This is a genomic window from Atlantibacter sp. RC6 (genome assembly GCF_014193285.1).
In the GTDB taxonomy this organism is placed as follows: Bacteria; Pseudomonadota; Gammaproteobacteria; order Enterobacterales; family Enterobacteriaceae; genus Atlantibacter.
Genome location: NZ_JACHZE010000001.1, coordinates 894,699 through 921,640 on the forward strand (window position 1 = coordinate 894,699; position 26,942 = coordinate 921,640).

The 26,942-nt window shown below is 55.7% G+C and carries 22 protein-coding genes; 4 read left to right on the plus strand and 18 right to left on the minus strand.

Translation table 11 applies throughout. The annotated features are described in order from the left end of the window. Nucleotides 1-96: 96 nt before the first annotated feature. From nuoN to lrhA, 14 genes are all read right to left on the minus strand, one after another. Nucleotides 97-1,554 carry an NADH-quinone oxidoreductase subunit NuoN gene (nuoN, locus tag FHW74_RS04255; RefSeq protein WP_144130274.1) on the minus strand — a complete coding sequence of 486 codons (1,458 nt, stop codon included), beginning with the start codon at nucleotides 1,552-1,554 and terminating at the stop codon, nucleotides 97-99. A gap of 6 nt (nucleotides 1,555-1,560) precedes the next feature. Continuing rightward, nucleotides 1,561-3,090 (minus strand): NADH-quinone oxidoreductase subunit M, encoded by a 1,530-nt coding sequence (gene nuoM / locus FHW74_RS04260; protein ID WP_183169296.1) that lies wholly within the window; start codon nucleotides 3,088-3,090, stop codon nucleotides 1,561-1,563. A 76-nt stretch (nucleotides 3,091-3,166) separates the two neighbouring features. Next, the gene (gene nuoL / locus FHW74_RS04265; RefSeq protein WP_183169297.1) at nucleotides 3,167-5,008 is read right to left on the minus strand and encodes an NADH-quinone oxidoreductase subunit L; all 1,842 of its coding nucleotides are present in this window, start codon (nucleotides 5,006-5,008) and stop codon (nucleotides 3,167-3,169) included. Further along, complete coding sequence (gene nuoK / locus FHW74_RS04270) at nucleotides 5,005-5,307, minus strand: NADH-quinone oxidoreductase subunit NuoK (protein ID WP_002463445.1); 303 nt, start codon at nucleotides 5,305-5,307, stop codon at nucleotides 5,005-5,007. The genes nuoL and nuoK overlap by 4 nt, the downstream gene beginning before the upstream one ends. After that, complete coding sequence (gene nuoJ, locus FHW74_RS04275) at nucleotides 5,304-5,858, minus strand: NADH-quinone oxidoreductase subunit J (RefSeq protein ID WP_183169298.1); 555 nt, start codon at nucleotides 5,856-5,858, stop codon at nucleotides 5,304-5,306. Before nuoJ ends, nuoK begins: the two co-directional genes overlap by 4 nt. A gap of 11 nt (nucleotides 5,859-5,869) precedes the next feature. Next, entirely contained in the window at nucleotides 5,870-6,412 is a 543-nt protein-coding gene (gene nuoI / locus FHW74_RS04280; protein ID WP_002463447.1) for an NADH-quinone oxidoreductase subunit NuoI, read from the minus strand. 14 nt (nucleotides 6,413-6,426) lie between these two features. Then, the gene (gene nuoH, locus FHW74_RS04285) at nucleotides 6,427-7,404 is read right to left on the minus strand and encodes an NADH-quinone oxidoreductase subunit NuoH (RefSeq protein WP_183169299.1); all 978 of its coding nucleotides are present in this window, start codon (nucleotides 7,402-7,404) and stop codon (nucleotides 6,427-6,429) included. Then, complete coding sequence (gene nuoG, locus FHW74_RS04290; protein WP_183169300.1) at nucleotides 7,401-10,127, minus strand: NADH-quinone oxidoreductase subunit NuoG; 2,727 nt, start codon at nucleotides 10,125-10,127, stop codon at nucleotides 7,401-7,403. Before nuoG ends, nuoH begins: the two co-directional genes overlap by 4 nt. Before the next feature lie 96 nt (nucleotides 10,128-10,223). Next, complete coding sequence (nuoF, locus tag FHW74_RS04295; protein ID WP_125291542.1) at nucleotides 10,224-11,561, minus strand: NADH-quinone oxidoreductase subunit NuoF; 1,338 nt, start codon at nucleotides 11,559-11,561, stop codon at nucleotides 10,224-10,226. Beyond that, nucleotides 11,558-12,058 carry an NADH-quinone oxidoreductase subunit NuoE gene (gene nuoE, locus FHW74_RS04300; RefSeq protein ID WP_183169301.1) on the minus strand — a complete coding sequence of 167 codons (501 nt, stop codon included), beginning with the start codon at nucleotides 12,056-12,058 and terminating at the stop codon, nucleotides 11,558-11,560. Before nuoE ends, nuoF begins: the two co-directional genes overlap by 4 nt. 2 nt (nucleotides 12,059-12,060) lie before the next feature. Further along, nucleotides 12,061-13,872, minus strand: coding sequence for an NADH-quinone oxidoreductase subunit C/D (gene nuoC / locus FHW74_RS04305; RefSeq protein WP_183169302.1), 1,812 nt, complete (start codon nucleotides 13,870-13,872; stop codon nucleotides 12,061-12,063). Between the two features lie 89 nt (nucleotides 13,873-13,961). Beyond that, nucleotides 13,962-14,636: an NADH-quinone oxidoreductase subunit NuoB gene (gene nuoB / locus FHW74_RS04310; protein WP_165459984.1), complete on the minus strand. Its 675-nt coding sequence runs from the start codon at nucleotides 14,634-14,636 to the stop codon at nucleotides 13,962-13,964. 15 nt (nucleotides 14,637-14,651) lie between these two features. Beyond that, complete coding sequence (gene nuoA, locus FHW74_RS04315) at nucleotides 14,652-15,098, minus strand: NADH-quinone oxidoreductase subunit NuoA (protein ID WP_125291540.1); 447 nt, start codon at nucleotides 15,096-15,098, stop codon at nucleotides 14,652-14,654. A gap of 614 nt (nucleotides 15,099-15,712) precedes the next feature. After that, the gene (lrhA, locus tag FHW74_RS04320; RefSeq protein WP_183169442.1) at nucleotides 15,713-16,645 is read right to left on the minus strand and encodes a transcriptional regulator LrhA; all 933 of its coding nucleotides are present in this window, start codon (nucleotides 16,643-16,645) and stop codon (nucleotides 15,713-15,715) included. 979 nt (nucleotides 16,646-17,624) lie between these two features. On the opposite strand from lrhA, the gene alaA reads away from it, so the two are divergent. Next, nucleotides 17,625-18,839, plus strand: a complete 1,215-nt coding sequence (gene alaA / locus FHW74_RS04325; RefSeq protein ID WP_183169303.1) for an alanine transaminase AlaA — start codon at nucleotides 17,625-17,627, stop codon at nucleotides 18,837-18,839. Nucleotides 18,840-18,917: 78 nt separating this feature from the next. After that, nucleotides 18,918-19,517, plus strand: coding sequence for a 5'-deoxynucleotidase (yfbR, locus tag FHW74_RS04330; RefSeq protein ID WP_183169304.1), 600 nt, complete (start codon nucleotides 18,918-18,920; stop codon nucleotides 19,515-19,517). Nucleotides 19,518-19,519: 2 nt separating this feature from the next. Here the strand turns inward: yfbR and FHW74_RS04335 are convergent, their stop codons facing one another. From FHW74_RS04335 to yfbV, 4 genes are all read right to left on the minus strand, one after another. After that, the gene (locus FHW74_RS04335) at nucleotides 19,520-21,352 is read right to left on the minus strand and encodes an SLC13 family permease (RefSeq protein WP_183169305.1); all 1,833 of its coding nucleotides are present in this window, start codon (nucleotides 21,350-21,352) and stop codon (nucleotides 19,520-19,522) included. 129 nt (nucleotides 21,353-21,481) lie between these two features. Continuing rightward, nucleotides 21,482-22,144 (minus strand): sugar phosphatase, encoded by a 663-nt coding sequence (locus tag FHW74_RS04340; protein ID WP_183169306.1) that lies wholly within the window; start codon nucleotides 22,142-22,144, stop codon nucleotides 21,482-21,484. A 12-nt stretch (nucleotides 22,145-22,156) separates the two neighbouring features. Then, a complete protein-coding gene (locus FHW74_RS04345; RefSeq protein WP_183169307.1) occupies nucleotides 22,157-22,651 on the minus strand; it encodes a YfbU family protein in 495 nt (164 codons plus the stop codon). A 72-nt stretch (nucleotides 22,652-22,723) separates the two neighbouring features. Next, on the minus strand, nucleotides 22,724-23,179 hold the full coding sequence (gene yfbV, locus FHW74_RS04350) for a terminus macrodomain insulation protein YfbV (RefSeq protein ID WP_183169308.1): 456 nt from the start codon (nucleotides 23,177-23,179) through the stop codon (nucleotides 22,724-22,726). A gap of 330 nt (nucleotides 23,180-23,509) precedes the next feature. Here yfbV and ackA point away from each other — a divergent pair, with 330 nt between their 5' ends. Both ackA and pta read left to right on the plus strand, forming a co-directional pair. Continuing rightward, complete coding sequence (gene ackA, locus FHW74_RS04355; RefSeq protein ID WP_183169309.1) at nucleotides 23,510-24,712, plus strand: acetate kinase; 1,203 nt, start codon at nucleotides 23,510-23,512, stop codon at nucleotides 24,710-24,712. An 80-nt stretch (nucleotides 24,713-24,792) separates the two neighbouring features. Continuing rightward, nucleotides 24,793-26,934 carry a phosphate acetyltransferase gene (gene pta / locus FHW74_RS04360; protein WP_183169310.1) on the plus strand — a complete coding sequence of 714 codons (2,142 nt, stop codon included), beginning with the start codon at nucleotides 24,793-24,795 and terminating at the stop codon, nucleotides 26,932-26,934. Nucleotides 26,935-26,942: the final 8 nt, after the last annotated feature.

Genomic DNA, 26,942 nt, shown 5'->3' on the forward strand with positions numbered 1-26,942 from the left:
CGCTTAATACTTGCCCTTCCCACCCAACTGAATCTGAAATACTGCACCCATAAAAAAACCGCCAACAAGTGGCGGTTTCGTTCAGGTCATTAGCTGTTACATCAGCGGTTCGGCTAACTGTACCAGGCTAATCAGCGGCTGCGGCCATACGCCCAGCACCAGCACCAGCAGTGCGGAGATCAGCACCACGATACCGCCTGCGCTGTACTGCCAGTTAGACGGCGCATCGCGGTTCAACTGCTGCGGCGCGTTCAGGTACAGGCTCACCGCTACGCGCAGGTAGTAGTAAAGACCAATCGCAGAACCCACCACCACGGCGGCAACCAGCCACCACAGGCTATCCTGCACACCGACCGCCAGCACGTAGAATTTACCGATAAAGCCCAGCGTCATCGGGATACCCGCCAGCGACAGCATCATCACCGTCATCACCGCCGACAGGATCGGACGGTGCCAGAACAGGCCACGGTAGGAGTACAGCGAGTCGGCGTCCGGGCCACGGTACGGGCTGGACATCAGGCTCACCACGCCGAACGCGCCGAGGCTGCTGAACAGGTAACCGGCCAGATACACGCCCACGGTTTCCATCGACATCTGGCCGCTTTGCAGCGCAATCAGCGCCACCAGCAGATAGCCCAGGTGAGAGATGGAAGAGTAACCCAGCAGACGTTTAATGTTGGTCTGGCTGAGCGCCATCAGGTTACCGAAGATAATCGACACGAACGCGATAATACCCAGCACCACGCGAATCGCTTCGCTGTCGCCCACCGGCGCGTACAGGAACAGACGCATCACCACGCTGAAGATGGCGATTTTGCTGGCGGTCGCCAGGAAGGTGGAGACCGGCGCAGGCGCGCCCTGATACACATCCGGCGTCCACAGGTGGAACGGCACCAGAGAGAGTTTGAAGCCCAGACCGACGATCATCATCCCCAGGCCCGCCAGCAACAGCGGCTCGTGCAGCATATTGTCCGCCAGGCTCTTGCCGAGGCTGACAAACGACAGGCTGCCGGACTCCGCATACACCAGCGCCATACCGAACAGCAGGAACGATGAGGCCGCCGCCGACAGAATGGTGTACTTGATACTGGCTTCCAGCGAACGTTTCTGGCGATATGCATAGCCGATCAGGCCAAACAGCGGCAGGGAGATCAGCTCGATACCCAGGAACAGCGAGGCCAGGTGGTTGGCGTTAGCCAGCAGAATGCCGCCCAGCGCCGCGATCAACACCAGAAGATAGAACTCTTCTTTGTTGTCGTAATAGCCCTCTAACCACGGGTAAGCGAAGGTACAGGTGGCGAGGCTCGCCAACAGCACCAGGCCGGTGTAGAACATGGCGTAGCCGTCAACGCGCATCAGCGGCGTGACGTCCATCGCCCCCGCCTGGCCGACAAACCAGAGGGAGATTAACGCGGCGTTAAGGCCGACCACCGAGATTGTGGCATTCACAAAGTGGTTGCGTCGCCACGCAATGGAGAGCATCACCACCACTACCGTAAAGCCCACGACGAGCAGCGGTAGCAGCGCGATCAGTTGTTGTGGAGTTATTGTCATGGCGAATTACGGCCTTGTAGTAGAAACAGAATTAACAAACCACTGCTGGATGTTGCCCATAGCAGAATGCGAGGTATCCAGAATCGGCTGCGGATAGAAGCCAAGCAGCACCAACAGCGCTACCAGCAACAGAATAATAAACAGCTCGCGCAGTGACATCCCTGGCAGATCCTGGTTGCTCAACTGGCTTTTCGCTTTACCGAAGTAAGCGCGATGCAGCATCGCCAGCGAGTAAACCGACGCAAACACCAGACCGAAGGTAGAAATCACGGTGATCACCGGCACAACCTGGAAGCTGCCGAACAGGATCATGAATTCACCGACGAAGTTACCGGTGCCCGGCATACCCAGCGTCGCCACCGCGAAGAACATCGACAGCGCAGGCAGCCACTTAATTTTGCTCCACAGGCCGCCCATCATCCGCATATCACGGGTGTGCAGACGCTCATACAGCTGGCCGCAGATAATAAACAGACCCGCCGCCGACAAGCCGTGAGCGATCATCTGGATCACTGCGCCCTGGTAAGCGAGCTGGCTGCCGGTGTAGATGGCGATCAGCACGAAGCCCATATGGGAAACGGAGGTGTAAGCGATCAGGCGTTTGATGTCGTATTGGGTAAAAGCCATCCACGCGCCGTAGAAAATACCGATCACGCCCAGCCACATGGCAATAGGGGCAAACTCCGCAGAGGCGTTCGGGAACAGCGGCAGCGAGAAGCGCAGCAGACCATAGGCCGCGGTTTTCAGCAAAATCCCCGCCAGGTCGACAGAACCCGCCGTCGGCGCCTGGGAGTGCGCATCCGGTAACCAACCGTGCAGCGGCACTACCGGCATTTTTACTGCGAAGGCGATGAAGAAACCAAGCATCAGCAACCATTCAACGTTATGAGACATCGGCGTTTTCAGCAGTTGCTCATAGTTGAAGGTCCAGACGTCGGTGGCGTTGTAGTGCACAAACACCAGCGACAGAATGGCAATCAGCATCACCAGGCCGCTTGCCTGGGTGTAGATGAAGAATTTGGTGGCCGCCGTGATACGCGTTTTCCCGTCAGAGGCTTTATGCCCCCACAGCGCGATGAGGAAGTACATCGGCACCAGCATCATTTCCCAGAAGAAGAAGAACAGGAACATATCGATGGCAAGGAACACACCGATAACGCCGCCCAGGATCCACATCAGGTTAAGGTGAAAGAAGCCCTGATATTTCTCGATCTCGTTCCAGGAACAGAGCACAGCCAGCACGCCCAGCAGACCGGTCAACACCACCATCAGCAGTGAAAGGCCGTCGATTGCCAGGTGAATGGTGATCCCGAAGCGGGGGATCCATTGCATCACAAACTCAGACTGCCACTGCGGCAGGCCCGCTGCTTGCGTTAATCCGTACCCGCCCTGCAACCACAATTGCAAAGAGAGCGCCAGCGTCAGTCCCATTGTGATCAGCGCGATCCAGCGCGGAACCTTCACGCCGAAGCGTTCGGTCTGCCAGCACAGAAAGCCGCCGATAAAGGGAATCAGTATTAGCCAGGGTAGTAACATGGCGATTTGCATTCCTTTTTAAGGCCCTCAGAAAGGGCCTGATTTTCAACGAATTCTTTTAAAATTCACTTATCAATCAACGCAACACCATCAGCAGGCCGAGAACCACGACCGCGCCGATGCTCATTGACGCCACGTACCAGCGCAGGTAGCCGTTTTCGCTAAACAGCAGGCCTTTACCTGCGAAGCGCGACAGCACCGCCGGGGTGTTCATCAGGGCGTTCAGCGGATCGCGCTTAATCAGCCAGGCGATACCGAGGAACGGTTTTACGAAGATCATGTCGTACAGCCAGTCAAAGCCCCAGGCGTTATACCACCAGGTGCCCAGCAGACGGCCCGGCGCGCTGTTGGCGATGGATGTCACCAGCGTGCGTTTGCCCAGCCACAGCCACGCGGCGATCACGATGCCCGCGATAGCGACCACGCCGGAAGCGATTTCCAGGGTCAGCATACGGCCATGCTCAAGCTCGGTGGTATCCGGCAGTACGCCCTGCAACGGCGGCACAATCAGCGCGCCGATGAAGGTCGACAGAACCAGCAGTACGATCAGCGGCAGGTGATGGGTAATCCCCTTCCCTGCGTGAGCGTGAATTTGCTCTTTGCCGTGGAACACGATGAAAATCATACGGAAGGTATACAGCGAGGTCATAAACGCCCCCGCCAGACCGGCGATCATCAGATTGATATGACCGTTAGCCATGGCACCCGCCAGAATTTCGTCCTTACTGAAGAAGCCTGCGGTAATCATCGGCAACGCCGCCAGCGCCGCGCCGCCTACCAGGAAGCAGACGTAGACCAGCGGAATCGACTTACGCAGACCGCCCATTTTGAAGATGTTCTGTTCGTGGTGGCAGGCCAGGATCACCGAACCGGACGACAGGAACAGCAGCGCTTTAAAGAACGCGTGGGTCATCAGGTGGAAAATCGCCGCATCCCACGCCTGCACGCCCAGCGCCAGGAACATGTAGCCAATCTGGCTCATGGTGGAGTAAGCAAGTACGCGTTTGATGTCGGTCTGCACCAGCGCCGCAAAACCTGCCAGCACCAGGGTGACCGCACCCACGATACCCACCAGATGCAGCACTTCCGGCGTCAGCAGGAACAGGCCATGAGTACGGGCGATCAGGTAGACGCCCGCGGTAACCATGGTTGCGGCGTGGATCAGCGCGGAGACCGGCGTCGGGCCAGCCATCGCGTCCGCAAGCCAGGTCTGCAACGGCAGCTGCGCCGATTTACCCACCGCGCCGCCCAGCAGCATCAACGTCGCCCACTGGATCATGGTGTTGCCGTCAGCGAAGTGCTGCGGAGCCAGCTCTACCATCTCGCGGAAGTTCAGGGTGCCCAGTTCGTTGTAAAGAATGAACAGCGCGAACGCGAGGAACACGTCACCGACACGGGTTACCACGAAGGCTTTCATCGCCGCCGCACCGTTTTTCGGATCGGTGTAGTAGAAGCCGATCAGCAGGTAAGAGCACAGGCCCACGCCTTCCCAGCCGAGATACATCAACAGCAGGTTGTCGGCCAGCACCAGAACCACCATGCTGGCGATAAACAGGTTGGTGTACGCGAAGAAGCGCGAATAACCCTCTTCACCACGCATGTACCAGGAAGCGAACATATGGATCAGGAAACCGACGCCGGTCACCACCGACAGCATGGTGAGCGACAGCCCGTCCAGCACCAGGTTGAAGCCGATGTTGAAATCACCGACCGCCATCCAGGTCCAGAGCGGCTGAACGAACGGCTCGCGGCCGCTGTTCAGGAAATCGATACCCACATACGCCGTGACCAGCGCGGCCAGGCCCACAGAGCCCATACCGATGGTCGCAGATAAATTCTCAGACCAGCGTCCGCGCGAGAACGCCAGCAATACATAGCCAATCAATGGCAGAAAAATGGTTAACCAAAGGAGGTTCATCCACGCATCTCACTTACTGAATCGATATTCAGATTCTGGCGGCGACGATGGAGCTGTAGTAACAGCGCCAGGCCAATACTGGCTTCTGCGGCAGCCAGGCTGATAGCCAGGATGTACATCACCTGCCCGTCCGTCTGCCCCCAGTAGCTCCCCGCGACGACAAACGCCAGCGCGGCAGCATTAATCATGATTTCCAGTCCAATCAGCATAAACAGCAGATTGCGACGGATCACCAGGCCCGTCAGCCCAAGCACAAACAATATGGCCGCGAGGATCAGCCCGTGTTGTAAGGGGATCATGCGTGCTCCTCCGATTTTCTTTTCGCACGGTCATCTGCGCGATTGCTCAGCACTTCGCCAGGGCGATCTTCACGCCCAACGTGGAAGGCGACAACCAGGCCCGCCAGCAGCAGCATAGAAGCCAGCTCCACCGCCAGAACGTAAGGACCAAACAGCGTAATCCCCACTTCTTTGGCAAACACCGGCGTACCGTCGATACCCTGATCGTTGACGCTCATGATGGCGTAAACCAGTACCGCCAGCAGCACGGCGGACAACAGGCCCGGACCGATCCATACCTGCGGTTTCAGCCACTGGCGCTCCTGTTCGATCTCGGAGCCGCCAAGGTTGAGCATCATCACCACGAACACGAACAGCACCATGATGGCACCCGCGTAGACGATGATTTCCAGCGCACCGGCAAAGTAAGCGCCCAGCGAAAAGAACACGCCCGAAATCGCCAGCAGCGAAATGATCAGATACAGCAGCGCGTGTACCGGATTGGTGTGCGTGATAACCCGTAAGGTGGCGAGTATTGCCACAAGGGCACATATGTAAAACGCGAATTCCATTGCCACTCTCCTTACGGTAACAGGCTCTTGACGTCGATAGGCTTGGCTTCGTTCTCTGCTTCGCCTTTGTCTTTTCCGTCGATTGCCATACCTGCCATCCGGTAGAAGTTGTACTCCGGGTATTTGCCCGGACCGGAAATCAGCAGATCCTCTTTCTCGTACACCAGATCCTGACGTTTGAACTCGCCCATTTCAAAATCCGGCGTCAGCTGGATTGCTGTGGTCGGGCAGGCCTCTTCACACATGCCGCAGAAAATGCAGCGTGAGAAGTTGATGCGGAAAAATTCCGGATACCAGCGGCCATCCACAGTCTCTGCTTTCTGCAGCGAGATACAGCCTACCGGGCAAGCTACCGCGCACAGGTTACAGGCAACGCAGCGCTCGGAACCGTCCGGGTCGCGCGTCAGCACGATGCGGCCACGGTAGCGCGGCGGCAGGTAAACCGGCTCTTCCGGATACATGCGGGTTTCGCGTTTGGCAAAGGCGTGCAAGCCAATCATCCAGATACTACGGACCTGGGTGCCGAAACCCACCACTATCTCTTTCAATGTCATGGTTTTTTCACCCCTTATTGCGCCTGCCACAAAATGACAGCCGCCGTTGCCAACAAGTTGATAAGCGTCAACGGCAGGCACACTTTCCAGCCGAAGGACATTACCTGGTCATAACGCGGACGCGGTAATGAGGCGCGAATCAAAATAAACAGCATCATAAAGAACGCGGTTTTCAGCGCGAACCAGATGAAAGGAGGCAACCATGGGCCATGCCAGCCACCGAAGAACAGCGTTACCATCAGTGCCGACACGGTAACAATACCGATGTACTCGCCCACGAAGAACAGACCGAATTTCATACCGGAATATTCGATGTGGTAACCATCCGCCAGTTCCTGCTCGGCTTCCGGTTGGTCAAACGGGTGACGGTGACACACCGCCACGCCAGCAATCGCAAAGGTCACAAAACCAAAGAACTGCGGGATGACGTTCCAGATGTCCGCCTGACTGTTGACGATGTCGGTCATGTTAAATGAACCGGCCTGCGCCACCACGCCCATCAGGGAGAGGCCTAAAAACACTTCGTAGCTCAGGGTCTGCGCAGACGCACGCATCGCCCCCAGCAGGGAGTATTTGTTGTTGCTCGACCAGCCAGCGAACAGCACCGCGTATACCGCGAGGCCTGCCATCATCAGGAAGAACAGGATGCCGATGTTGAGATCGGCCACCACCCAGCTCGGGCTGACCGGTACAATCGCAAAGGCCAGCAGCAGCGAGGTAAAGGCGATCATCGGCGCCAGAGTAAAGATGACGCGGTCAGTAAAGCGCGGGACCCAGTCTTCTTTAAAGAACATCTTGATCATATCCGCCACCAGCTGGAGCGAACCGCCCCAGCCAACGCGGTTCGGTCCGTAGCGGTTCTGGAACAGGCCCAGAAGGCGGCGTTCGCCGAAGCTCATGAACGCCCCGCAGGTCACCACCACCAGCAGAATGACAACCGCTTTCAGAATGGTCAGCAGAATCTCAATAACATCCGGTGTTAACCAACTCATTGTTGAGCCTCCTGCAGATTCTCAAGACGCGCACCGGCCAGCACTGGCGCGATACCCGGCATGCCCATCGGTAAGCCGACCTGCCCTGCCGTCAGCCCTTCGGAGATCACCAACGGTAAAGTCACGGTTTGGCCGTCGTAATTGAAGGAGATGTTTGCCCCCGCGTTAACGCCAAGCTTCGCGGCATCCGCCGGGTTGAGCTTGATGTACGGCTGCGGCATACGGCTTTGGAATACCGGCGAACGCTGGGACATTTCATCGCTGCCAAACAGGTGGTAGTACGGCGCGATACGCCATTCACCGTCCTGCGCAGTGAAGCTTGCCGGTACGTCGCTGAAGTAATCCAGACCGCTTTCCGAGGCTTCGATCAGGCGCACGCCCGGATCACCGTGGCGCAGTTTCCCACCCACTTCGTCCTGGAATTTGTTCCAGGCCTGCGGGGAGTTCCAGCCCGGCGCCCAGGCGAACGGCACCTGAGAACGCGGCGCGTCCGGATGGTTGTTCCCTTCCATGGAGAAGGCGAACATGGTGTCTTTATCCTGCGGCTGGCGCGGCTCATGCACGCTGATGTTGGCGCGCATCGCGGTACGGCCGCTGTAGCGGTGCGGTTCACGGGCCAGTTTCTGACCGCGAATACGGAAAGAGGCGTCCGGCGCGGCGTTTTTAATGCCCGCGAGCTGCGGCAGTTGCTCAACCACCGCGTCGATGACATGGTCAAGCTGCGTCCAGTCCACTTCACGGCTTTTCACGGTGCTGTGCAGAGAGTGCAGCCAGCGCCAGCTTTCCAGCATGGTGATGCTGCTGTCGTAGTAAGACGGCTCATACACCTGGAAGAAACGCTGTGCGCGGCCTTCGTTGTTGATAACCGTACCGTCGCTCTCGGCGAAGCTCGCGGTGGATAGCACCAGATGGGCTTTGTCCATGATCGCAGTGCGCTGATGATCGATAACCATCACCAGCGGCGCTTTGCTGAGCGCTGCGTCAACGCGCGCTGCGGAAGCGTGGCGGTGCAGATCGTTTTCCAGCACCACAACTGCATCGGCGGCACCGGTTTCCAGTTCGGTCAGCGCGTCGTCAAGCGAACCGCCGCCGATCATGCCGAGGCCAACGCTGTTCACCGCACGGGCGATCATGGTGATGCCGACATCCGCGCCACGGCCTTTCAGGGCTTTCGCCACGTTAGCCGCTGCGTGGATCACGTCAGCGCTGCCGGCGTTAGTACCGGAGATGATCAACGGTTTTTTGGCGCCCGCCAGCGCCTGTACGATCACGTCGATCTTGTTTTGCAGATCGCGATCGATGCCGTCAACCGCCGGGGCGCTGTTATCCAGGCCATGGGCGATGGCGAAACCTAAACGCGCCTGATCTTCAACCGGCGCGCGGTAGGTCCATGCGGCGATGTCGTCCAGACGGGTGTTATCGACGTTCGTGACGAACAGCGGGTGTTTAGCGCGCTGGCCGATGTTGAGGATCGCGGCAATCTGCCAGTCGGCCACTTTCTGAGCCGCCGCCATTTCGCGCGCTTTGCCTTTCACCGCCTGACGCACCGCCAGGGCAGCGCGTGCGCCGGTCTGGGTCAGGTCTTCGCCAAGGATCAACACCGCGTCGTAAGATTCGATTTCACGCAGCGCCGGAGTATGAATACCGCTGTTGCGCAGCACGTCCAGCATCAGTTGCAGGCGCTGTTGTTCGCCCGCCGCAATGCCGGTATAGAAGTTTTCCGCACCCACCAGTTCGCGCAGCGCGAAGTTGCTCTCCACGCTGGCGCGCGGGGAACCGATGCCGATCACTTTCTTCGACTGGCGCAGAATATCCGCCGCTCCTTGCATCGCCTGCTCGGCGTTGAGGGTGATCCAGTCATCGCCACGGCGCTGAACCGGCTGACGCGGACGGTCTTTCAGGTTGACGTAGCCATAGCCGAAACGACCGCGGTCACACAGGAAGTAGTGGTTCACGGTGCCGTTGTAGCGGTTTTCGATACGGCGCAGTTCGCCATAGCGTTCGCCCGGGCTGGTGTTGCAACCCAGCGAGCACTGCTGGCAGATGCTCGGCGCGAACTGCATATCCCATTTACGGTTATAGCGTTCGGAGTGGGTTTTATCGGTGAATACGCCGGTCGGGCAGATTTCCACCAGGTTACCGGAGAACTCGCTTTCCAGCGTGCCGTCTTCCGGACGACCAAAGTAGACGTTGTCGTGCGCCCCATAGACGCCCAGATCTTCGCCGTCGGCATAGTCTTTGTAGTAACGCACGCAGCGGTAGCAGGCGATACAGCGGTTCATCTCGTGGGAGATAAACGGACCGAGATCCTGATTGCGGTGAGTACGTTTGGTAAAACGATAGCGGCGGAAGCTATGACCGGTCATCACCGTCATATCCTGAAGGTGGCAGTTACCGCCCTCTTCACAGACCGGACAGTCGTGCGGGTGGTTAGTCATCAACCACTCCACAACGCTTTCGCGGAACTGCTTCGCTTCTTCGTCATCGATAGAAATAAAAGTGCCATCGGTTGCCGGTGTCATACAGGACATCACCAGGCGACCGCGGGTATCTTCCGCGTTCTGATATTGCTTCACCGCACACTGGCGGCAAGCTCCAACGCTCCCCAGCGCTGGATGCCAGCAAAAATAAGGAATATCAAGACCCATAGAGAGACAAGCTTCTAACAGGTTGTCCGCTCCATTGACCTCGTATTCTTTGCCGTCTACATGAATCGTAGCCATAGTCAGCATGCTTCCAGTTATCTCAGTTCAAGACTGAGCGTTAATCAAATTTTATATATCGCCACTTTCGCGTCTTTTGCTCGTAAGACGGCAGGATCACCAGCGTGCTTTTAGCAGGTTCGGCTGAATCCCATTAATCAGATGGGTATTGCTGAACGGCTGTTTGATCCCGGCTTCGAATTCGTCGCGGAAATATTTAATCGCACTCTGAAGCGGCTCGACTGCACCCGGCGCATGGGCGCAGAAGGTTTTGCCTGGGCCCAGGAAGCGGCACAGTTGTTCAAGGGTTTCGATATCCCCTGGCTGCCCTTCCCCACGCTCCAGCGCGCGCAGAATTTTCACGCTCCACGGCAAACCGTCGCGGCATGGCGTACACCATCCGCAGGATTCCCGTGCGAAGAACTCTTCAAGGTTGCGTACCAGCGACACCATGCCGATTTCATGGTCTACGGCCATCGCCAGCGCGGTGCCGAGACGGCTGCCCGCTTTACCAATGCTTTCGAATTCCATCGGCAGGTCAAGATGCGCTTCAGTCAGGAAGTCAGTACCCGCACCGCCTGGCTGCCAGGCTTTAAACTTCAGGCCATCGCGCATGCCGCCCGCATAGTCTTCAAGGATTTCGCGCGCGGTGGTGCCGAACGGCAGTTCCCACAGACCCGGGTTTTTCACGCGGCCTGAGAAGCCCATCAGCTTGGTGCCGGCATCTTTGCTTTTCGAGATGTTCTGGTACCACTCCACGCCGTTGGCGAGGATCGCCGGCACGTTGCACAGGGTTTCGACGTTGTTTACGCAGGTCGGTTTACCCCATACACCGGAGCTTGCCGGGAACGGCGGCTTGGAGCGCGGGTTAGCGCGGCGGCCTTCCAGCGAGTTAATCAGCGCGGTTTCTTCCCCGCAGATATAACGGCCCGCACCGGTGTGCACGAACAGCTCAAAATCAAAGCCGGAACCGAGAATATTTTTACCCAACAGACCCGCTTCGGTGGCTTCGGCGATAGCGCGACGCAGACGATCCGCCGCTTCAATGTATTCACCGCGCAGGAAGATGTAGCCACGGTACGCTTTCAGCGCGAACGCGGAGATCAGCATGCCTTCCACCAGCAGGTGCGGCAGCTGTTCCATCAGCAGGCGGTCTTTATAGGTGCCCGGCTCCATTTCATCGGCGTTACACAGCAGGTAACGGATGTTCATGGATTCGTCTTTCGGCATCAGGCTCCACTTCAAACCGGTGGAGAAGCCTGCGCCGCCGCGCCCTTTCAGGCCCGAATCTTTTACCTGGTTGACGATTTCGTCCGGCGACAAACCGGTCAGGGCCTTACGCGCGCCCTCGTAACCGTTTTTGCTGCGGTATTCGTCAAGCCACACTGGCTGTTCATCATCGCGCAGACGCCAGGTCAGCGGATGGGTTTCTGGAGTGCGAATGACGGTTTTCATTTGTACTGCTCCAGCAGGTCAGGGATTTTCTCCGGCGTCAGGTAAGCATGGGTATCTTCATCGATCATCATGCTCGGCCCTTTGTCGCAGTTGCCCAGGCAGCAGGTCGGCAGCAGGGTGAAACGGCCATCAAAGGTCGTCTGGCCTGGCTTGATCTGTAGATGCTTTTCAATCGCCGACTGAATGCCCTGGTAACCGGTGATATGGCAAACCACGCTGTCGCAATAGCGGATCACATGGCGGCCAACCGGCTGGCGGAAAATCTGGCTGTAGAACGTAGCCACGCCTTCGACGTCGCTCGCCGGGATGCCCAGAACATCGGCGATGGCGTAGATTGCGCCGTCCGGCACCCAGCCACGCTGTTTCTGTACGATTTTCAGCGCTTCAATGGACGCCGCACGCGGGTCTTCGTAGTGGTGCTTTTCGTGCTCAATTGCCTCACGCTCTGCCGCACCCAGCTCAAAAGCCTCGGTCTGTGGTTGTTGATTCTCGTGCATAATTAGCGATCCACATCAGACATAACAAAATCGATACTACCCAGATAGACAATCAGGTCGGACACCAGGCTGCCGCGGATCGCAGACGGGATCTGCTGCAGGTGCGGGAAGCTCGGGGTACGAATACGCGTGCGGTAGCTCATGGTGCTGCCGTCGCTGGTCAGGTAGTAACTGTTAATACCCTTGGTTGCCTCAATCATCTGGAAGGATTCGTTGGCCGGCATCACCGGGCCCCAGGAAACCTGCAGGAAGTGAGTAATCAGGGTTTCGATATGTTGCAGCGTGCGCTCTTTCGGCGGCGGCGTGGTCAGCGGGTGATCCGCTTTGAACGGGCCTTCCGGCATGTTCTTGTAGCACTGCTCAAGAATACGCAAGCTCTGGCGCAGCTCTTCAACTTTGAGCATCACGCGGGTGTAGCAGTCGCTGACGCCACCGCCTACCGGCACTTCAAAGTCAAAGTTTTCATAACCGGAATACGGACGCGCTTTACGCACGTCGAAGTTAATGCCGGTCGCGCGCAGCGCCGCGCCCGTGGTGCCCCACTCCAGCGCTTCTTTCGCGCCGTAAGCGGCAACGCCCTGGGAACGGCCTTTCAGGATAGTGTTGCGCAGCGCCGCTTTCTCATAGGAATCGAGACGCTTCGGCATCCAGTCAAGGAATTCGCGCAGCAGACGTTCCCAGCCTTTCGGCAGATCGTGGGCGACGCCGCCGATGCGGAACCAGGCCGGGTGCATACGAAAGCCGGTGATGGCTTCAACTAAATCATAAATTTTCTGGCGGTCAGTAAAGGCAAAGAACACCGGCGTCATCGCGCCAACGTCCTGAATAAACGTCGAAATATAGAGCAAGTGGCTGTTGATGCGGAATAGTTCGGAGAGCATTACGCGGATCACGTTAACGCGATCCGGTACGGTAATCCCCGCGAGTTTTTCTACCGCCAGCACGTAGGGCATTTCATTCACGCAACCGCCGAGATATTCAACGCGGTCGGTATACGGGATGTAGCTGTGCCAGGACTGGCGCTCGCCCATCTTCTCAGCGCCACGGTGGTGGTAGCCGATGTCCGGTACGCAGTCGACAATCTCTTCGCCGTCCAGTTGCAGGATGATGCGGAAGGCACCGTGCGCGGACGGGTGGTTCGGCCCGAGGTTCAGGAACATGAAATCTTCATGCTCGGTCCCGCGTTTCATGCCCCACTCTTCCGGTTTGAAGGTCAACGCCTCCATTTCCAGATCCTGCTTCTGCTTCGTCAGTTCGAACGGGTCGAATTCGGTCGCGCGCGCAGGGTAGTCTTTACGCAGCGGGTGGCCTTCCCAGGTGTTCGGCATCATGATGCGCGTCAGGTGCGGGTGCCCGGTAAAGGTAATACCGAACATCTCCCAGGTCTCACGCTCATACCAGTTGGCGTTCGGGAACAGGTTGGTGAGCGTCGGCACGTTCAGATCGTTTTCTAAAAATGCCACCTTCAGCATGATGTCACGGTTGCGATCAAAAGAAATCAGGTGGTAGAAAACGGAAAAATCCGCGGCCGGTAAACCGTCGCGGTGGGTGCGAAGACGCTCATCCATGCCATGCAAATCGAACAGCATGACGTAGGGCTTAGGGAGCCGCTTGAGGAAATCCACTACTTCCAGTAATTGTTCACGCTTTACCCACACCACCGGTACGCCGGTGCGGGTCGCCTGAACAGTAAAGGCATCCGGCCCAAAACGGTTACGCAGTTCACCGATTACCGGATCATCGAGGTGATCGCGGGTTTGCCATGCTGGCAGTACGGCGTCTTGCGCGGTTAAATCGGTCATATTTTTCACCATTGCAAATGGTTCTTTGGTGACTGTCGGATGTGGCTTCGCGCTATTGTTTATTGATATGCGAAGGCTGTTCCACGTCCAACAGGCGCAAATTAAATCTCGTCTGGTGTACGCAAGTTGGTTACAGCAATGCGTTCGCCACGTTTACGGTCGCGTTCTGACTGCATGTTGGCGCGGTATACGCCCTGATCGCCAACCACCCAGGACAAAGGACGACGCTCTTTGCCGATAGACTCTTGCAGCAGCATCAACGCCTGCATGTAAGCCTCCGGACGAGGCGGGCAGCCAGGAATGTACACATCCACCGGAATGAATTTATCCACGCCCTGCACCACGGAGTAGATGTCGTACATACCGCCAGAGTTTGCGCAAGCGCCCATGGAGATAACCCATTTAGGCTCAAGCATCTGGTCATACAGACGTTGGATAACCGGCGCCATTTTGGTAAAGCAGGTGCCAGCCACCACCATCAGGTCAGCCTGACGCGGGGACGCACGCAATACTTCCGCGCCGAAACGCGCTACGTCATGGACCGCGGTAAACGACGTCACCATTTCCACGTAGCAGCAGGAAAGGCCAAAGTTATAAGGCCAGATTGAGTTTTTACGACCCCAGTTCACCATGTCGTGTACGGCATTCTCGAGTTTGCCCATGTACACACTACGATGAACGTGCTGCTCCAGGGGATCGGTTACGATCTCCTGTTTTTGCAGGGGGTAACGGTCATTCTCACCGTTCGGATCTATGCGGGTGAGCGTATAATCCATCTTAATGCCTCGCTGTTACTGCGGATGACGATTAGTGTGACTGCCAGGTTCAGGGTTAATTTGGCTACGACGCGAGCGAGCGGGCGTCCAGTCCAGCGCACCGATGCGTGCCAGATAAACCAGACCAGCCAGTAACACTAAAATGAAAATTGCGGCCTCGACAAAGCCAACCCACCCGCTTTCACGGATAGACGTCGACCATGCGAAGAGATACAGGGCTTCCACGTCGAAGATGACGAAGAACATCGCCACCAGATAAAACTTAGCGGAAAGACGCAGACGAGCGGTGCCGACGGAGTCGATCCCTGATTCGAAAGGAGTATTTTTCTGACGACCGCGCGCGCGACCACCCAGAAAGAAAGCTCCCGCCAACATCAGGCAACACAGACCGATGGCGATGATGAGAAAGATAGCGAATGCCCAATGATGAGCGATGACTTCAGTGGATGTAGACATACTCATTGCTTAACTCTAATGGTGACGATGTTAGTCTCTGCTCTTACTGGCAGATGAACGTCACATTGATTCATGGGGAGGAATAAAAAAACCGTACAACCACTACCAAAACAGGGCTCAAGCAGCGAATTGATGGGCATTTTTACTCCTTTATATAACCTTTTGTCAACTTTAACAAAAGTATCCTCACATTAATTTACATCAGCAGCACATCATTAACATTTAATGCCTTTAACCTGCTTTTCGATGGCAACAGATCAGAGTTTTCATGTTGTTGAATCGTGTCCGTTGTGCAAGCTGTGTAAAAACGCCCCTTTATTTTGGCAGGAATTCTCAACTATTCATCCCCCCTGGTAAGGGTATTTTCTTGATCTGAGACACGGTTCTGTTAATTGACAGGAAAAAAAAACAACAAAAATGCTGATTTTTTAACATTAAGTGCCGTTCCAATCATTTTGAAAGGCTGTTTCGCTTCTGGCACGGCTTTCACTTCACCCTACCGGAATGAAATACTGGAACATTTTGCCGCTTTACCGTCCCTGTTTTGTGCAAAAAACAAGCCCCCGATGCCATTATAAGCATCAGGGGCTTGTTTCTCACAATTATCCTTTGGGAGGAGGCTAATCCAGCTGATCTTCGATAAATACACTGCTTCCCTGCGTCGAGGCCATTTCGTACCCCCACGGATTATAGTGGGTCTGCATCGCCTGGAAGATTACTTGCGTCAGCTCGTTGCCGCTCTGCGGATTACGGCACAGCAGATATTCGGTTTCCGGCAGCATCGGCAGCCCTTCGCTGATACCCAGCACACGCAGCTCCGGGCTCATCATTTCTACCGGGCGGGCCGTCACGCCGAGACCCGCTTTCACCGCTGCGCGCACCGCGGCAAGCGTTGAGGCCATATACGAGATCCGCCAAGGGATATTTTCGCTATTAAGATGCGAAATAATGACGTCACGGTAGGGACTGGGTTCGTCCAGCACCACCAGCGGTACGGGCTCCCCTTTGGGAAGAACAAAATCCGCCGCGCAATACCATAATGTCGGGGAGGTTCTCAGCACCATGCATTCGGCGTTATCCGGCTGGGTGGTAGTGACCACCAAATCGACTTCATGCTGCATCAGCATCTCAATCATGTAAGGGTTACGTTTTACTCTTACATCAAGTGAAATCTTCGGATAAACCGAACTAATGCGATTTAAAATAAAAGGCAGGATGGTATCCGCTGATTCATCGGAAGCGCCGATAGTCAGGCAACCCTGAAGGCTACTAAACATTAGCGATGTACATGCTTCATCATTGAAGCGCAAAATTTTGCGGGCATAGCCCAGGAGTTGGATACCATGCTCGGTAAGTAATTTGTTACGGCCATGGCGAGCAAAAAGCTCTTTGCCGACGAGCTGCTCCAGCCGCTGCATTTGCTGGCTAACGGCTGATTGAGTCCTGCAAACTGCCGCTGCTGCCGCCGCAAAGGTGTTCAAATCGGCAACGGCGACAAACGTTCTCAGCAGATCGAGGTCGAGATTCAAGATCGGACGATTCGCATTTATCATATTGTTATTCACTATCAGGTTGCTCATAGGGAGCTGCCCCGGATCTGTTGCTATGTGTTATCGAAGCTCCAGCAATTCCATTTGAAGCACGCATCCTTTCAGTTAAATCCGCTGGAGAAGATTTCCAGCGTTATCATTTTTCAATTATTCCTTTAAGTCATACATATAGCTGACTTTAGTTCGCCAGATAATATCTACAGATATAACATACAAATCCTGAAAAAAAATTGCCAGTATCCAGAAGTTGCGTAAGGGAATAATTTTTTTATTCGTTTCGGTTAAGCGCTTCGCGAACCCTACAGCAAGAGTTTCACGCACTTATCATTGTCAGACAATACTTTTTATTACAAATAAAAGAAGCAATACAAACAATAAGTTATAAACATTAAACGAGCGTAATAACACGGTCAAAACGATGAAACACCATGAAGAGTCAGATGCAACCGAACGATAATATCCTAAACTAAGATTTTTTTTAAGTCTCGTTGCGATTATTCTTAAGGGAAAACTTTATAAGCCATAATTAACCTCATTCAGCGAATCTGTTTGAAAAGCCTCACTTACAACTAATAATTAAATTTACTTAATAATTACAAATAAGATTTCGTTTATCTTTAACATCATCCACACAGTAAGCGCAGCATTGAAAAGAGAGTGCAACACCTGTATCTCTATATATGAACATTCATTTTTTCTGAGTATTTGTGCAAGGTAATTTGTTAAAGAATCTCTTTACGCAGCAAATAATTCACATAAAAAGCATAAAGACCCCAACATAATCCAATGCGTCACAATTAAAATCTATTCATTTGTTAAATAGCAGATTTTAATTTTACGATTGCATCATAATCCACTGTAATCCTCGATGAACACTGTAATAAACGTAACAGCGGATACCTTCAAAACCGGTCATCAGAAGAGTACATTGTGCGCATCCGCTTCCACGGCAGGAAGCAACGCACACAAAAAGGTTTGATGAATGTCCCCCATCGAAAAATCCAGCAAGCTCGATAATGTCTGTTATGACATCCGCGGCCCCGTTCTTAAAGAAGCGAAACGTCTTGAAGAAGAAGGGAACAAAGTCCTCAAATTGAACATCGGCAACCCTGCCCCGTTTGGCTTCGACGCCCCGGACGAGATCCTGGTTGATGTGATCCGTAACCTTCCCACCGCGCAAGGTTACTGCGATTCCAAAGGGCTTTACTCGGCGCGCAAAGCGATTATGCAGCACTACCAGGCGCGCGAGATGCGCGACGTCACGGTTGAAGACATTTATATCGGCAACGGCGTGTCGGAACTGATCGTGCAGGCGATGCAGGCGCTGCTGAACAGCGGTGACGAAATGCTGGTTCCGGCGCCAGACTACCCGCTGTGGACCGCCGCCGTGTCGCTGTCGAGCGGTAAAGCGGTGCATTACCTGTGCGACGAATCCGCCGGCTGGTTCCCGGACCTGGACGATATTCGTGCCAAAATTACGCCGCGCACCCGGGGCATTGTGGTGATCAACCCTAATAACCCAACGGGCGCGGTGTATTCAAAAGAGCTGCTACTGGAGATCGTCGAGATCGCCCGCCAGCACAACCTGATTATTTTCGCCGACGAAATTTACGACAAGATCCTTTATGACGAAGCGCAACATCACTCCATCGCCGCGCTGGCTCCCGATCTCCTGACCGTCACCTTTAACGGATTGTCTAAAACCTACCGCGTGGCGGGTTTCCGTCAGGGCTGGATGGTGCTGAACGGGCCGAAGAAACATGCTAAAGGCTACATTGAAGGGCTGGAGATGCTGGCTTCGATGCGTCTTTGCGCCAACGTTCCAGCGCAGCATGCGATCCAGACCGCACTGGGCGGCTACCAGAGCATCAGCGAGTTTATCACCCCTGGAGGCCGCCTCTATGAGCAACGCAACCGGGCATGGGAGTTGATTAACGATATTCCGGGCGTCAGTTGCGTGAAGCCGCAGGGCGCGTTGTATATGTTCCCGAAAATCGACAGCAAGCGCTTTAACATTCACGACGACCAAAAAATGGTGTTGGATTTCCTGTTACAGGAAAAAGTGCTGTTGGTACAGGGCACCGCCTTTAACTGGCCGTGGCCGGATCATGTGCGCATCGTGACGCTGCCGCGCACGGACGATCTGGAAATGGCGATTAACCGTTTCGGCCGCTTCCTGTCGCACTACCATCAGTAATACCCTGTGGGGGAAGGTTTGCATCTTCCCCCAACACCTCGCACAATGGCACTCTGTCGTAGCCAGAGACCGCCTGAAATGAATCAAAGCCACTTCTTCGCCTATCTATCTCGTCTTAAATTAATTAACCGCTGGCCCCTGATGCGCAACGTGCGCACTGAAAACGTCTCCGAGCACAGTTTGCAGGTGGCGATGGTTGCCCACGCCCTGGCGGCGATTAAAAACCGTAAATTCGGCGGTACGCTGAATGCCGAGCGCATCGCGCTGCTCGCCATGTACCACGACGCCAGTGAAGTGTTAACCGGAGACTTGCCAACGCCGGTGAAGTACTTCAATAACCAAATCGCCCATGAATACAAAGCGATCGAAAAGATCGCCCAGCAAAAACTGGTGGATATGGTGCCTGAGGAATTGCGCGATATCTTTATGCCGCTGATTGACGAGCACTACAGCAGTGACGAAGAGCGCGCCATTGTGAAGCAGGCCGACGCACTGTGCGCCTATTTAAAATGTCTGGAAGAGCTGTCGGCGGGCAATAACGAGTTTGTTCTGGCGAAATCGCGCCTCGAAAAAACCCTTGAGGCGCGACGCAGCGAAGAGATGGATTATTTCGTGCAGATGTTTGTTCCGAGTTTCCACCTTTCGCTGGATGAAATCAGTCAGGATTCGCCGCTGTAAGCTTAAAACGGGAACAGCAGCGGGATCAGGATCACGCACACCACCATCACGATCAGCGTAAACGGCACCCCAATCTTCACGAAGTCGCTGAACCGGTAATTCCCTGGGCCGAGTACCAGGGTATTTACCGGTGAGGAAACCGGCGTCATAAACGCCGCCGAGGCGGCCATCGCCACCATCATGGCAAACGGATACGGCGAAACGCCCATAGACTTCGCCGCCGCCAGGGCGATGGGCGCCATCAGCACCGCCGTCGCGGTATTGGAGATAAACAGCCCGATGGTGGCGCACATCACAAACAGGCAGACCAGCATTAAGTACGGCCCGTAGCCGCCCCCTAACTGCATCAATCCCTGAACGATAAGCTCCACGCCGCCGGTTTTTTGTAGCGCCAGCGCGAACGGCATCATCCCGACAATCAAAATAATGCTCGGCCAGTGAATCGCTTTCCAGGCGCTTTCCGCATCGATGCAGCGAAATTTGCCCATTAACAGACAGGCGATAATCGCGGCGATGGGGTTAGGGATTTCATCGGTGAGCATTAACGCGACCATCAGCGCCAGGCAGAAAATCGCGTGGGGAGCCTGGCTGTGGGCTGGCGACGCATCGCCCTCCTCCACCGGCAAGTTCAGCACCAGAAAATCGCGTTTTTTCTGGCTAAGCTGGGCGATAAGCTTCCAGTCACCCACCACCAGCAAAATATCACCCAGCTCCAGCGGCTCGTTGACGATCCCCTCCTCCAGTGCCTCGCCGTTGCGGCGCAAACCTACCACGTTTAAGCCGTAACGGGTTCGAAAACCAATTTCCCGCACCGTTTTCCCGACGATTTCCGAATCCGGGATCAGGGACACCTCCGCCATACCCACGTCCAGCGCCTGATCGGAGAAGTATTCCCCGCGCAAAATCATCGGCTCCAGTAGTTGCTCACTGCAAAACTGGCGCAAATCGACGTCAGACGCGGACATATCAATCAGCAATACGTCCTGCGCGCGGAATTCGGTAACGCCGTGGACGTTGACGATCACCCGGCGAAAACGCCGCCAGCGCTCAAGGCCGATCACATTCGCGCCATAGCGTTCGCGCAATTTTAAATCGTCAAGACGTTGGCCAATCATCGGCGAACCCGGACGGATCGCCAGACGCCGCGCCCTGCCCGCCAGGCGGTATTCTTTAATCAACTCGCGAAAGGTACGCCGCCGCCAGGTATCCGCGCCTTCATCCTTACCGCTACTGGTTAACGCGCCACGTATCACCAGCATATAGACGATGCCCAGCAGCAAAATCACCAGCCCCAGCGGCGTAACGCTGAAAAAGTGAAAGCCCGCCAGCCCTTCGCGCAACAGTTCACTGTTGATCACCAGGTTAGGCGGCGTGGCGACCAGCGTCATCATGCCGCTGATCAAGCCTGCGAAACTGAGCGGCATCATCAGGCGCGACGGCGAGGTTTTCATGCGCATCGACACGCTGAGCACCACTGGAATAAAAATCGCCACCACGCCGGTGGAGCTCATAAACGCGCCGAGGCCCGCCACGGTCAGCATCAGCAATACCAGCATACGCGTTTCGCTGCTGCCGGCCATATCCACCAGCCACGACCCCATATGGGTGGCGACGCCGGTACGCACCAGCCCGTCGCCTATCACAAACAGGGCGGCGATAAGGATCACGTTGGGATCGCTAAAACCGGAAAAGGCTTCGCTCAGGGTGAGGGTACCGCTTAACACAAAAGCCACAATGACCATTAATGCCACCGCATCCATGCGGATTTTGCCGGTGGCAAATAACAGTACCGCCACAGCCAATAAAGTCAGAACCCATATCAGTTCGCTGTTCACTCGCTTTCCTTGTCGTTGACGCTGGCCTCGGGTAAGTGATGCAACAATTGACGAAGCATTTGAAATACTTCGTCAATCAGCAAGTGGGAACATACTAACGCTTTTTGAGTAAAGCGTGGCGGGGTGACATCATGAAAGCGAGCGTTTTGCGTAGCGGATCGCACCGTCGGGCTGTTTTTCTACCGTCAGATCGGTGAGCGTATCCAGCCGCAGATCCACCTCATCAAGACGGGGCGTCGTATCCGGCGCATTAACGGCGATAACCTCGCTGCCTGCCGCCAGCCCGGAAAGAATGCCCGCAGGCGCATCTTCCACCACCACGCACTCGTCTGGCTTCAGCCCCAGCAGTTGCGCGCCGAGCAGATAGGCATCCGGCTCCGGCTTACCGCGCGCCACGCGTTCCGCCGTGACAAACACTTTCGGCTCCGGCAAACCGGCGGTAGCGCGCCGCGCCGAGGCGACGGGTATCGAACCGGAAGTGACAATCGCCCAGGGGATGCCCTGCTCATTAAGATGGTTTAACAGCGCTACCGCGCCAGGCAGCGCGGTGACGCCGTCGGTATCGGTGGCTTCAATCTGTTCCAGACGCAGAAATTCCGCCTGGATCTCCTCTTCGCTGCGCCCGGCCATAAAATGACGCAGCGAGGTAATGGCCTGTTTGCCGTGGATAAAATCCAGCACCTCGTCATGATCAATGCCAAAACGGTCGGCCCAGCCGCACCAGGCGCGTTCCACTACCGGCAGCGAATCCACCAGCGTTCCGTCAAGATCGAACAAAAATCCTTTAATCACAGCGCGCTCCCGTCAGGCGTTAACAATCTGGGTGATTTCGTTCGGGCTCAGGTGGTACTGGCGCGGGCAGGAATGCCACACTTTCAGCATCCGCTGGTATTTTTCCCACATCGGGGTCTGGGCGTTAAAACCGTGGGTACCGGCGTCGAAGTGGGTGTAGCGGCCTTCGATATTGACCATAAAGCGTACATAGCCGAGATAGCGCGCTTCCGTGGCGGCATCAAAACCTAAGAAAGTGACGCGGCGCTCATCAATACCGGGATTGTCTTTCAGGTTGGTCCAGGAGACGTTCAACGCGTGGTACATCTCCATCACGTCGATGATAATGCGGCAGGTTTCTTCTTTCAGCTCACCGAATTCCCGATCCAGCTCGCGCATTTGCAGGCCGTAGCCCCGTTCGATAATGGTTTGCAGGCGACGATAGCGCTCGGCGTTATCCGGGTCGAGCATGGTCATCATTTTGTACTGATTCGAGAGGATCAGACGTTGAGCGTTGGTCATTTCCATTTTTGACTCCTGTTACGCATAGGCGCGTTAAGCTACTCAGATGCCCTCTTTATATGCGCAACAGGGGGCAAATTACAAATCATCCAGGAAAGTTTTGTCTAACTGGCGAAACGCGCGCTTTAACGTATCAGCTAATGCCTGGTAATCCGGCTTACCCGGTACCGGCGCCAGGCTCTGGCCCGCCTCTTCCAGTTTAGAGCGCACTTCATAGAACCAGTGCAGGATAGAGGGCGGCAGCGGCGTGACCGAACGTTTCCCCAGCCACCACAGGCCCTGCATCGGCAGGCTGATGGCGAACAGCGCAGTGGCGACCGCCGGGCCGAGTTGGCCGCCGAGCGCGATTTGCCAGGTTAAGCTAAATACCGCGATCGGCGGCATAAAGCGAATGGCGAAGCGGGTGGCGCGGATCACGCGATTTTCCACAAACATCGGGGCGAGGCGTTTTTCCATAGGCCACGTCTTGGCATAGTGCTGTCCCCGGCGGAATAAGCTAAAAAAGCTAACGGGGGAATTCTCGGGAGTGGACATGGCTTTACCTCAACTTCACATATAAAGAATCAAAATTTCGTGCAAGATAACAACAGTTCATATCACCATTCAAAATCTTTTTCAAAAACCCGCACTATCAGGTATCCTGTGCCAGCTTTTGATGGCGTAGACCTTAGGGTACACCCTGTCAACATTGATTCGCCTCGCTTTGGCTTCCAGCCTTCAACCAGGCGATAATGCTAAGAATTTCCTTCGTGATGGCGAATTTTATCCCTGCCATGACGTTAATCATAAATGTCAGCGTCATCATGCGCTACGCTGATAGACTCACTGACGTTTTTTTAGCCACGTATCAATATAGGTACTTCCATGTCGAGTAAGTTAGTACTGGTTCTGAACTGCGGTAGCTCCTCACTGAAATTCGCGATCATCGACGCGGCAAATGGTGAAGAGTACCTCTCTGGTTTAGCCGAATGTTTCCATCTTCCTGAAGCCCGTATCAAATGGAAAATGGATGGCGGTAAACAAGAAGCGGCTTTGGGTGCAGGCGCCGCTCACAGCGAAGCACTGAACTTTATCGTTAATACTATTCTGGCACAAAAACCTGAGCTGTCCGCACAGTTGACCGCGATTGGTCATCGTATCGTACACGGCGGCGAAAAGTACACCAGCTCTGTGGTTATCGACGAATCCGTCATCCAGGGCATCAAAGATTCCGCGTCCTTCGCACCGCTGCATAACCCGGCTCACCTGATCGGTATCGCAGAAGCGCTGAAATCCTTCCCGCAGCTGAAAAACAAGAACGTTGCCGTGTTCGACACCGCGTTCCATCAGACCATGCCGGAAGAGTCTTACCTGTATGCCCTACCGTACAACCTGTACAAAGAGCACGGCGTTCGCCGCTACGGTTTCCACGGCACCAGCCACTACTATGTGACTCAGGAAGCCGCGAAGATGCTGAACAAGCCGGTGGAAGAAGTGAACATCATCACTTGCCACCTGGGTAACGGCGGTTCCGTTTCCGCGATCCGCAACGGCGAATGCGTGGACACCTCTATGGGTCTGACCCCGCTGGAAGGCCTGGTGATGGGTACCCGTACCGGCGACATCGATCCGGCGATCATTTTCTTCCTGCACGACAATCTGGGCATGAGCGTTGACCAGATCAACAAAATGCTGACCAAAGAGTCTGGCCTGCTGGGCCTGACCGAAGTCACCAGCGACTGCCGTTATGTTGAAGACAACTACGCAACCAAAGAAGACGCTAAGCGCGCGATGGACGTTTACTGCCACCGCCTGGCGAAATACATCGGCTCTTACACTGCGCTGATGGATGGTCGTCTGGACGGCGTGGTATTCACCGGCGGTATCGGTGAAAACGCCGCGATGGTTCGCGAACTGTCGCTGGGCAAACTGGGCGTGCTGGGCTTCGACGTCGATCACGAACGCAACCTGGCTGCTCGTTTCGGCAAATCCGGCTTCATCAACAAAGAAGGCACCCGTGCTGCGATGGTCATTCCGACCAACGAAGAACTGGTGATCGCTCAGGATGCGAGCCGCCTGACCGCTTAATCCCCCGCCGCCAGCCTCTGCTGGCGGTGTTGTTTTTTGTGCCAGAAAATTTCTGGCCGCCGTGTATAAGAGGATAAACCGTGTCCCGTACAATTATGCTTATTCCAACCGGAACCAGCGTCGGCCTGACCAGCGTCAGCCTTGGCGTGATCCGTGCTATGGAACGTAAAGGCGTTCGTCTGAGCGTCTTCAAACCGATCGCGCAGCCGCGCGCTGGCGGCGATGCGCCGGACCAGACCACCACCATCGTGCGCACCAATTCCAATCTTCCGGCCGCTGAGCCGCTGAAGATGAGCCACGTTGAGTCTCTGCTCTCCAGCAATCAGAAAGATGTGCTGATGGAAGAGATCATCGCGCGCTACCACGAGAACACCAAAGACGCGGAAGTAGTGCTGGTTGAAGGCCTGGTGCCGACCCGTAAGCACCAGTTCGCGCAGTCGCTGAACTTCGAAATCGCCAAGACCCTGAACGCGGAAATCGTGTTCGTGATGTCTCAGGGCACCGATACCCCGGAGCAGTTGAAAGAGCGTATCGAACTGACCCGCAGCAGCTTTGGCGGCGTGAAAAACACCAGCATCACTGGCGTCATCATCAACAAGCTGAACGCCCCGGTTGATGAGCAAGGCCGTACTCGCCCTGACCTGTCTGAAATCTTTGATGATTCCAACAAAGCCAAAGTAATCAACATCGACGCGCAACAGCTGCAAGCGGTAAGCCCGCTGCCGGTGCTGGGCGCGGTGCCGTGGAGCTTCGATCTGATCGCCACCCGTGCAATCGATATGGCGCGCCACCTGAAAGCGACCGTGATCAACGAAGGCGACATCAAAACCCGCCGCGTGAAATCCGTGACCTTCTGTGCGCGCAGCATTCCGCACATGCTGGAACACTTCCGCGCAGGCTCCCTGCTGGTGACCTCTGCTGACCGTCCTGACGTGCTGGTTGCCGCAAGCCTGGCCGCGATGAACGGCGTGGAAATCGGCGCGGTGCTGCTGACCGGCGGTTACGAAATGGACGCCCGCATCAGCAAACTGTGCGAGCGCGCATTCGCCACCGGCCTGCCGGTATTTATGGTGAACACCAACACCTGGCAGACCTCTCTGAGCCTGCAGAGCTTCAACCTCGAAGTGCCGGTGGATGACCACGAGCGTATCGAGAAAGTGCAGGAATACGTTGCCAGCCACATCAACGCGGACTGGATCGAATCCCTGACCGCCAGCTCCGAGCGCAGCCGTCGTCTGTCTCCGCCAGCATTCCGCTATCAGTTGACTGAACTGGCGCGTAAAGCCGGTAAACGCGTGGTTCTGCCGGAAGGCGACGAGCCGCGTACCGTGAAAGCGGCAGCCATCTGCGCAGAGCGCGGCATCGCGACCTGCGTACTGTTAGGCAACCCGGATGAAATCACCCGCGTTGCGGCGGCACAGGGCGTTGAACTGGGCGCCGGCATTGAAATCGTCGATCCGGAAGTGGTTCGCGAAAGCTATGTCGCCCGTCTGGTTGAGCTGCGTAAGAGCAAGGGCATGACCGAAGCGGTTGCTCGCGAGCAGCTGGAAGACAACGTGGTGCTGGGCACCCTGATGCTTGAGCAGGATGAAGTTGACGGCCTGGTATCCGGCGCGGTTCACACCACCGCCAACACCATCCGCCCGCCGTTGCAGCTGATTAAAACCGCACCGGGCAGCTCGCTGGTGTCTTCTGTGTTCTTTATGCTGCTGCCGGAACAGGTTTACGTGTACGGCGACTGCGCCATCAACCCGGACCCGACCGCAGAACAGCTGGCTGAGATCGCTATCCAGTCCGCTGATTCCGCCGCTGCGTTTGGTATCGACCCGCGCGTGGCGATGCTCTCCTACTCTACCGGCACCTCCGGTGCGGGTAGCGATGTCGAGAAAGTTCGTGAAGCGACCCGTATCGCGCAGGAAAAACGTCCGGATCTGGTGATCGACGGTCCGCTGCAGTATGACGCCGCAGTGATGGCTGACGTGGCCAAATCTAAAGCGCCGAACTCCCCGGTTGCCGGTCGTGCTACCGTGTTCATCTTCCCGGATCTGAACACCGGTAACACCACTTACAAAGCGGTACAGCGTTCTGCCGACCTGATCTCCATCGGGCCGATGCTGCAGGGTATGCGCAAACCGGTTAACGACCTGTCTCGTGGCGCGCTGGTAGACGATATCGTCTACACCATCGCTCTGACCGCGATCCAGTCCGCTCAGCAGCAGTAATCTACCGC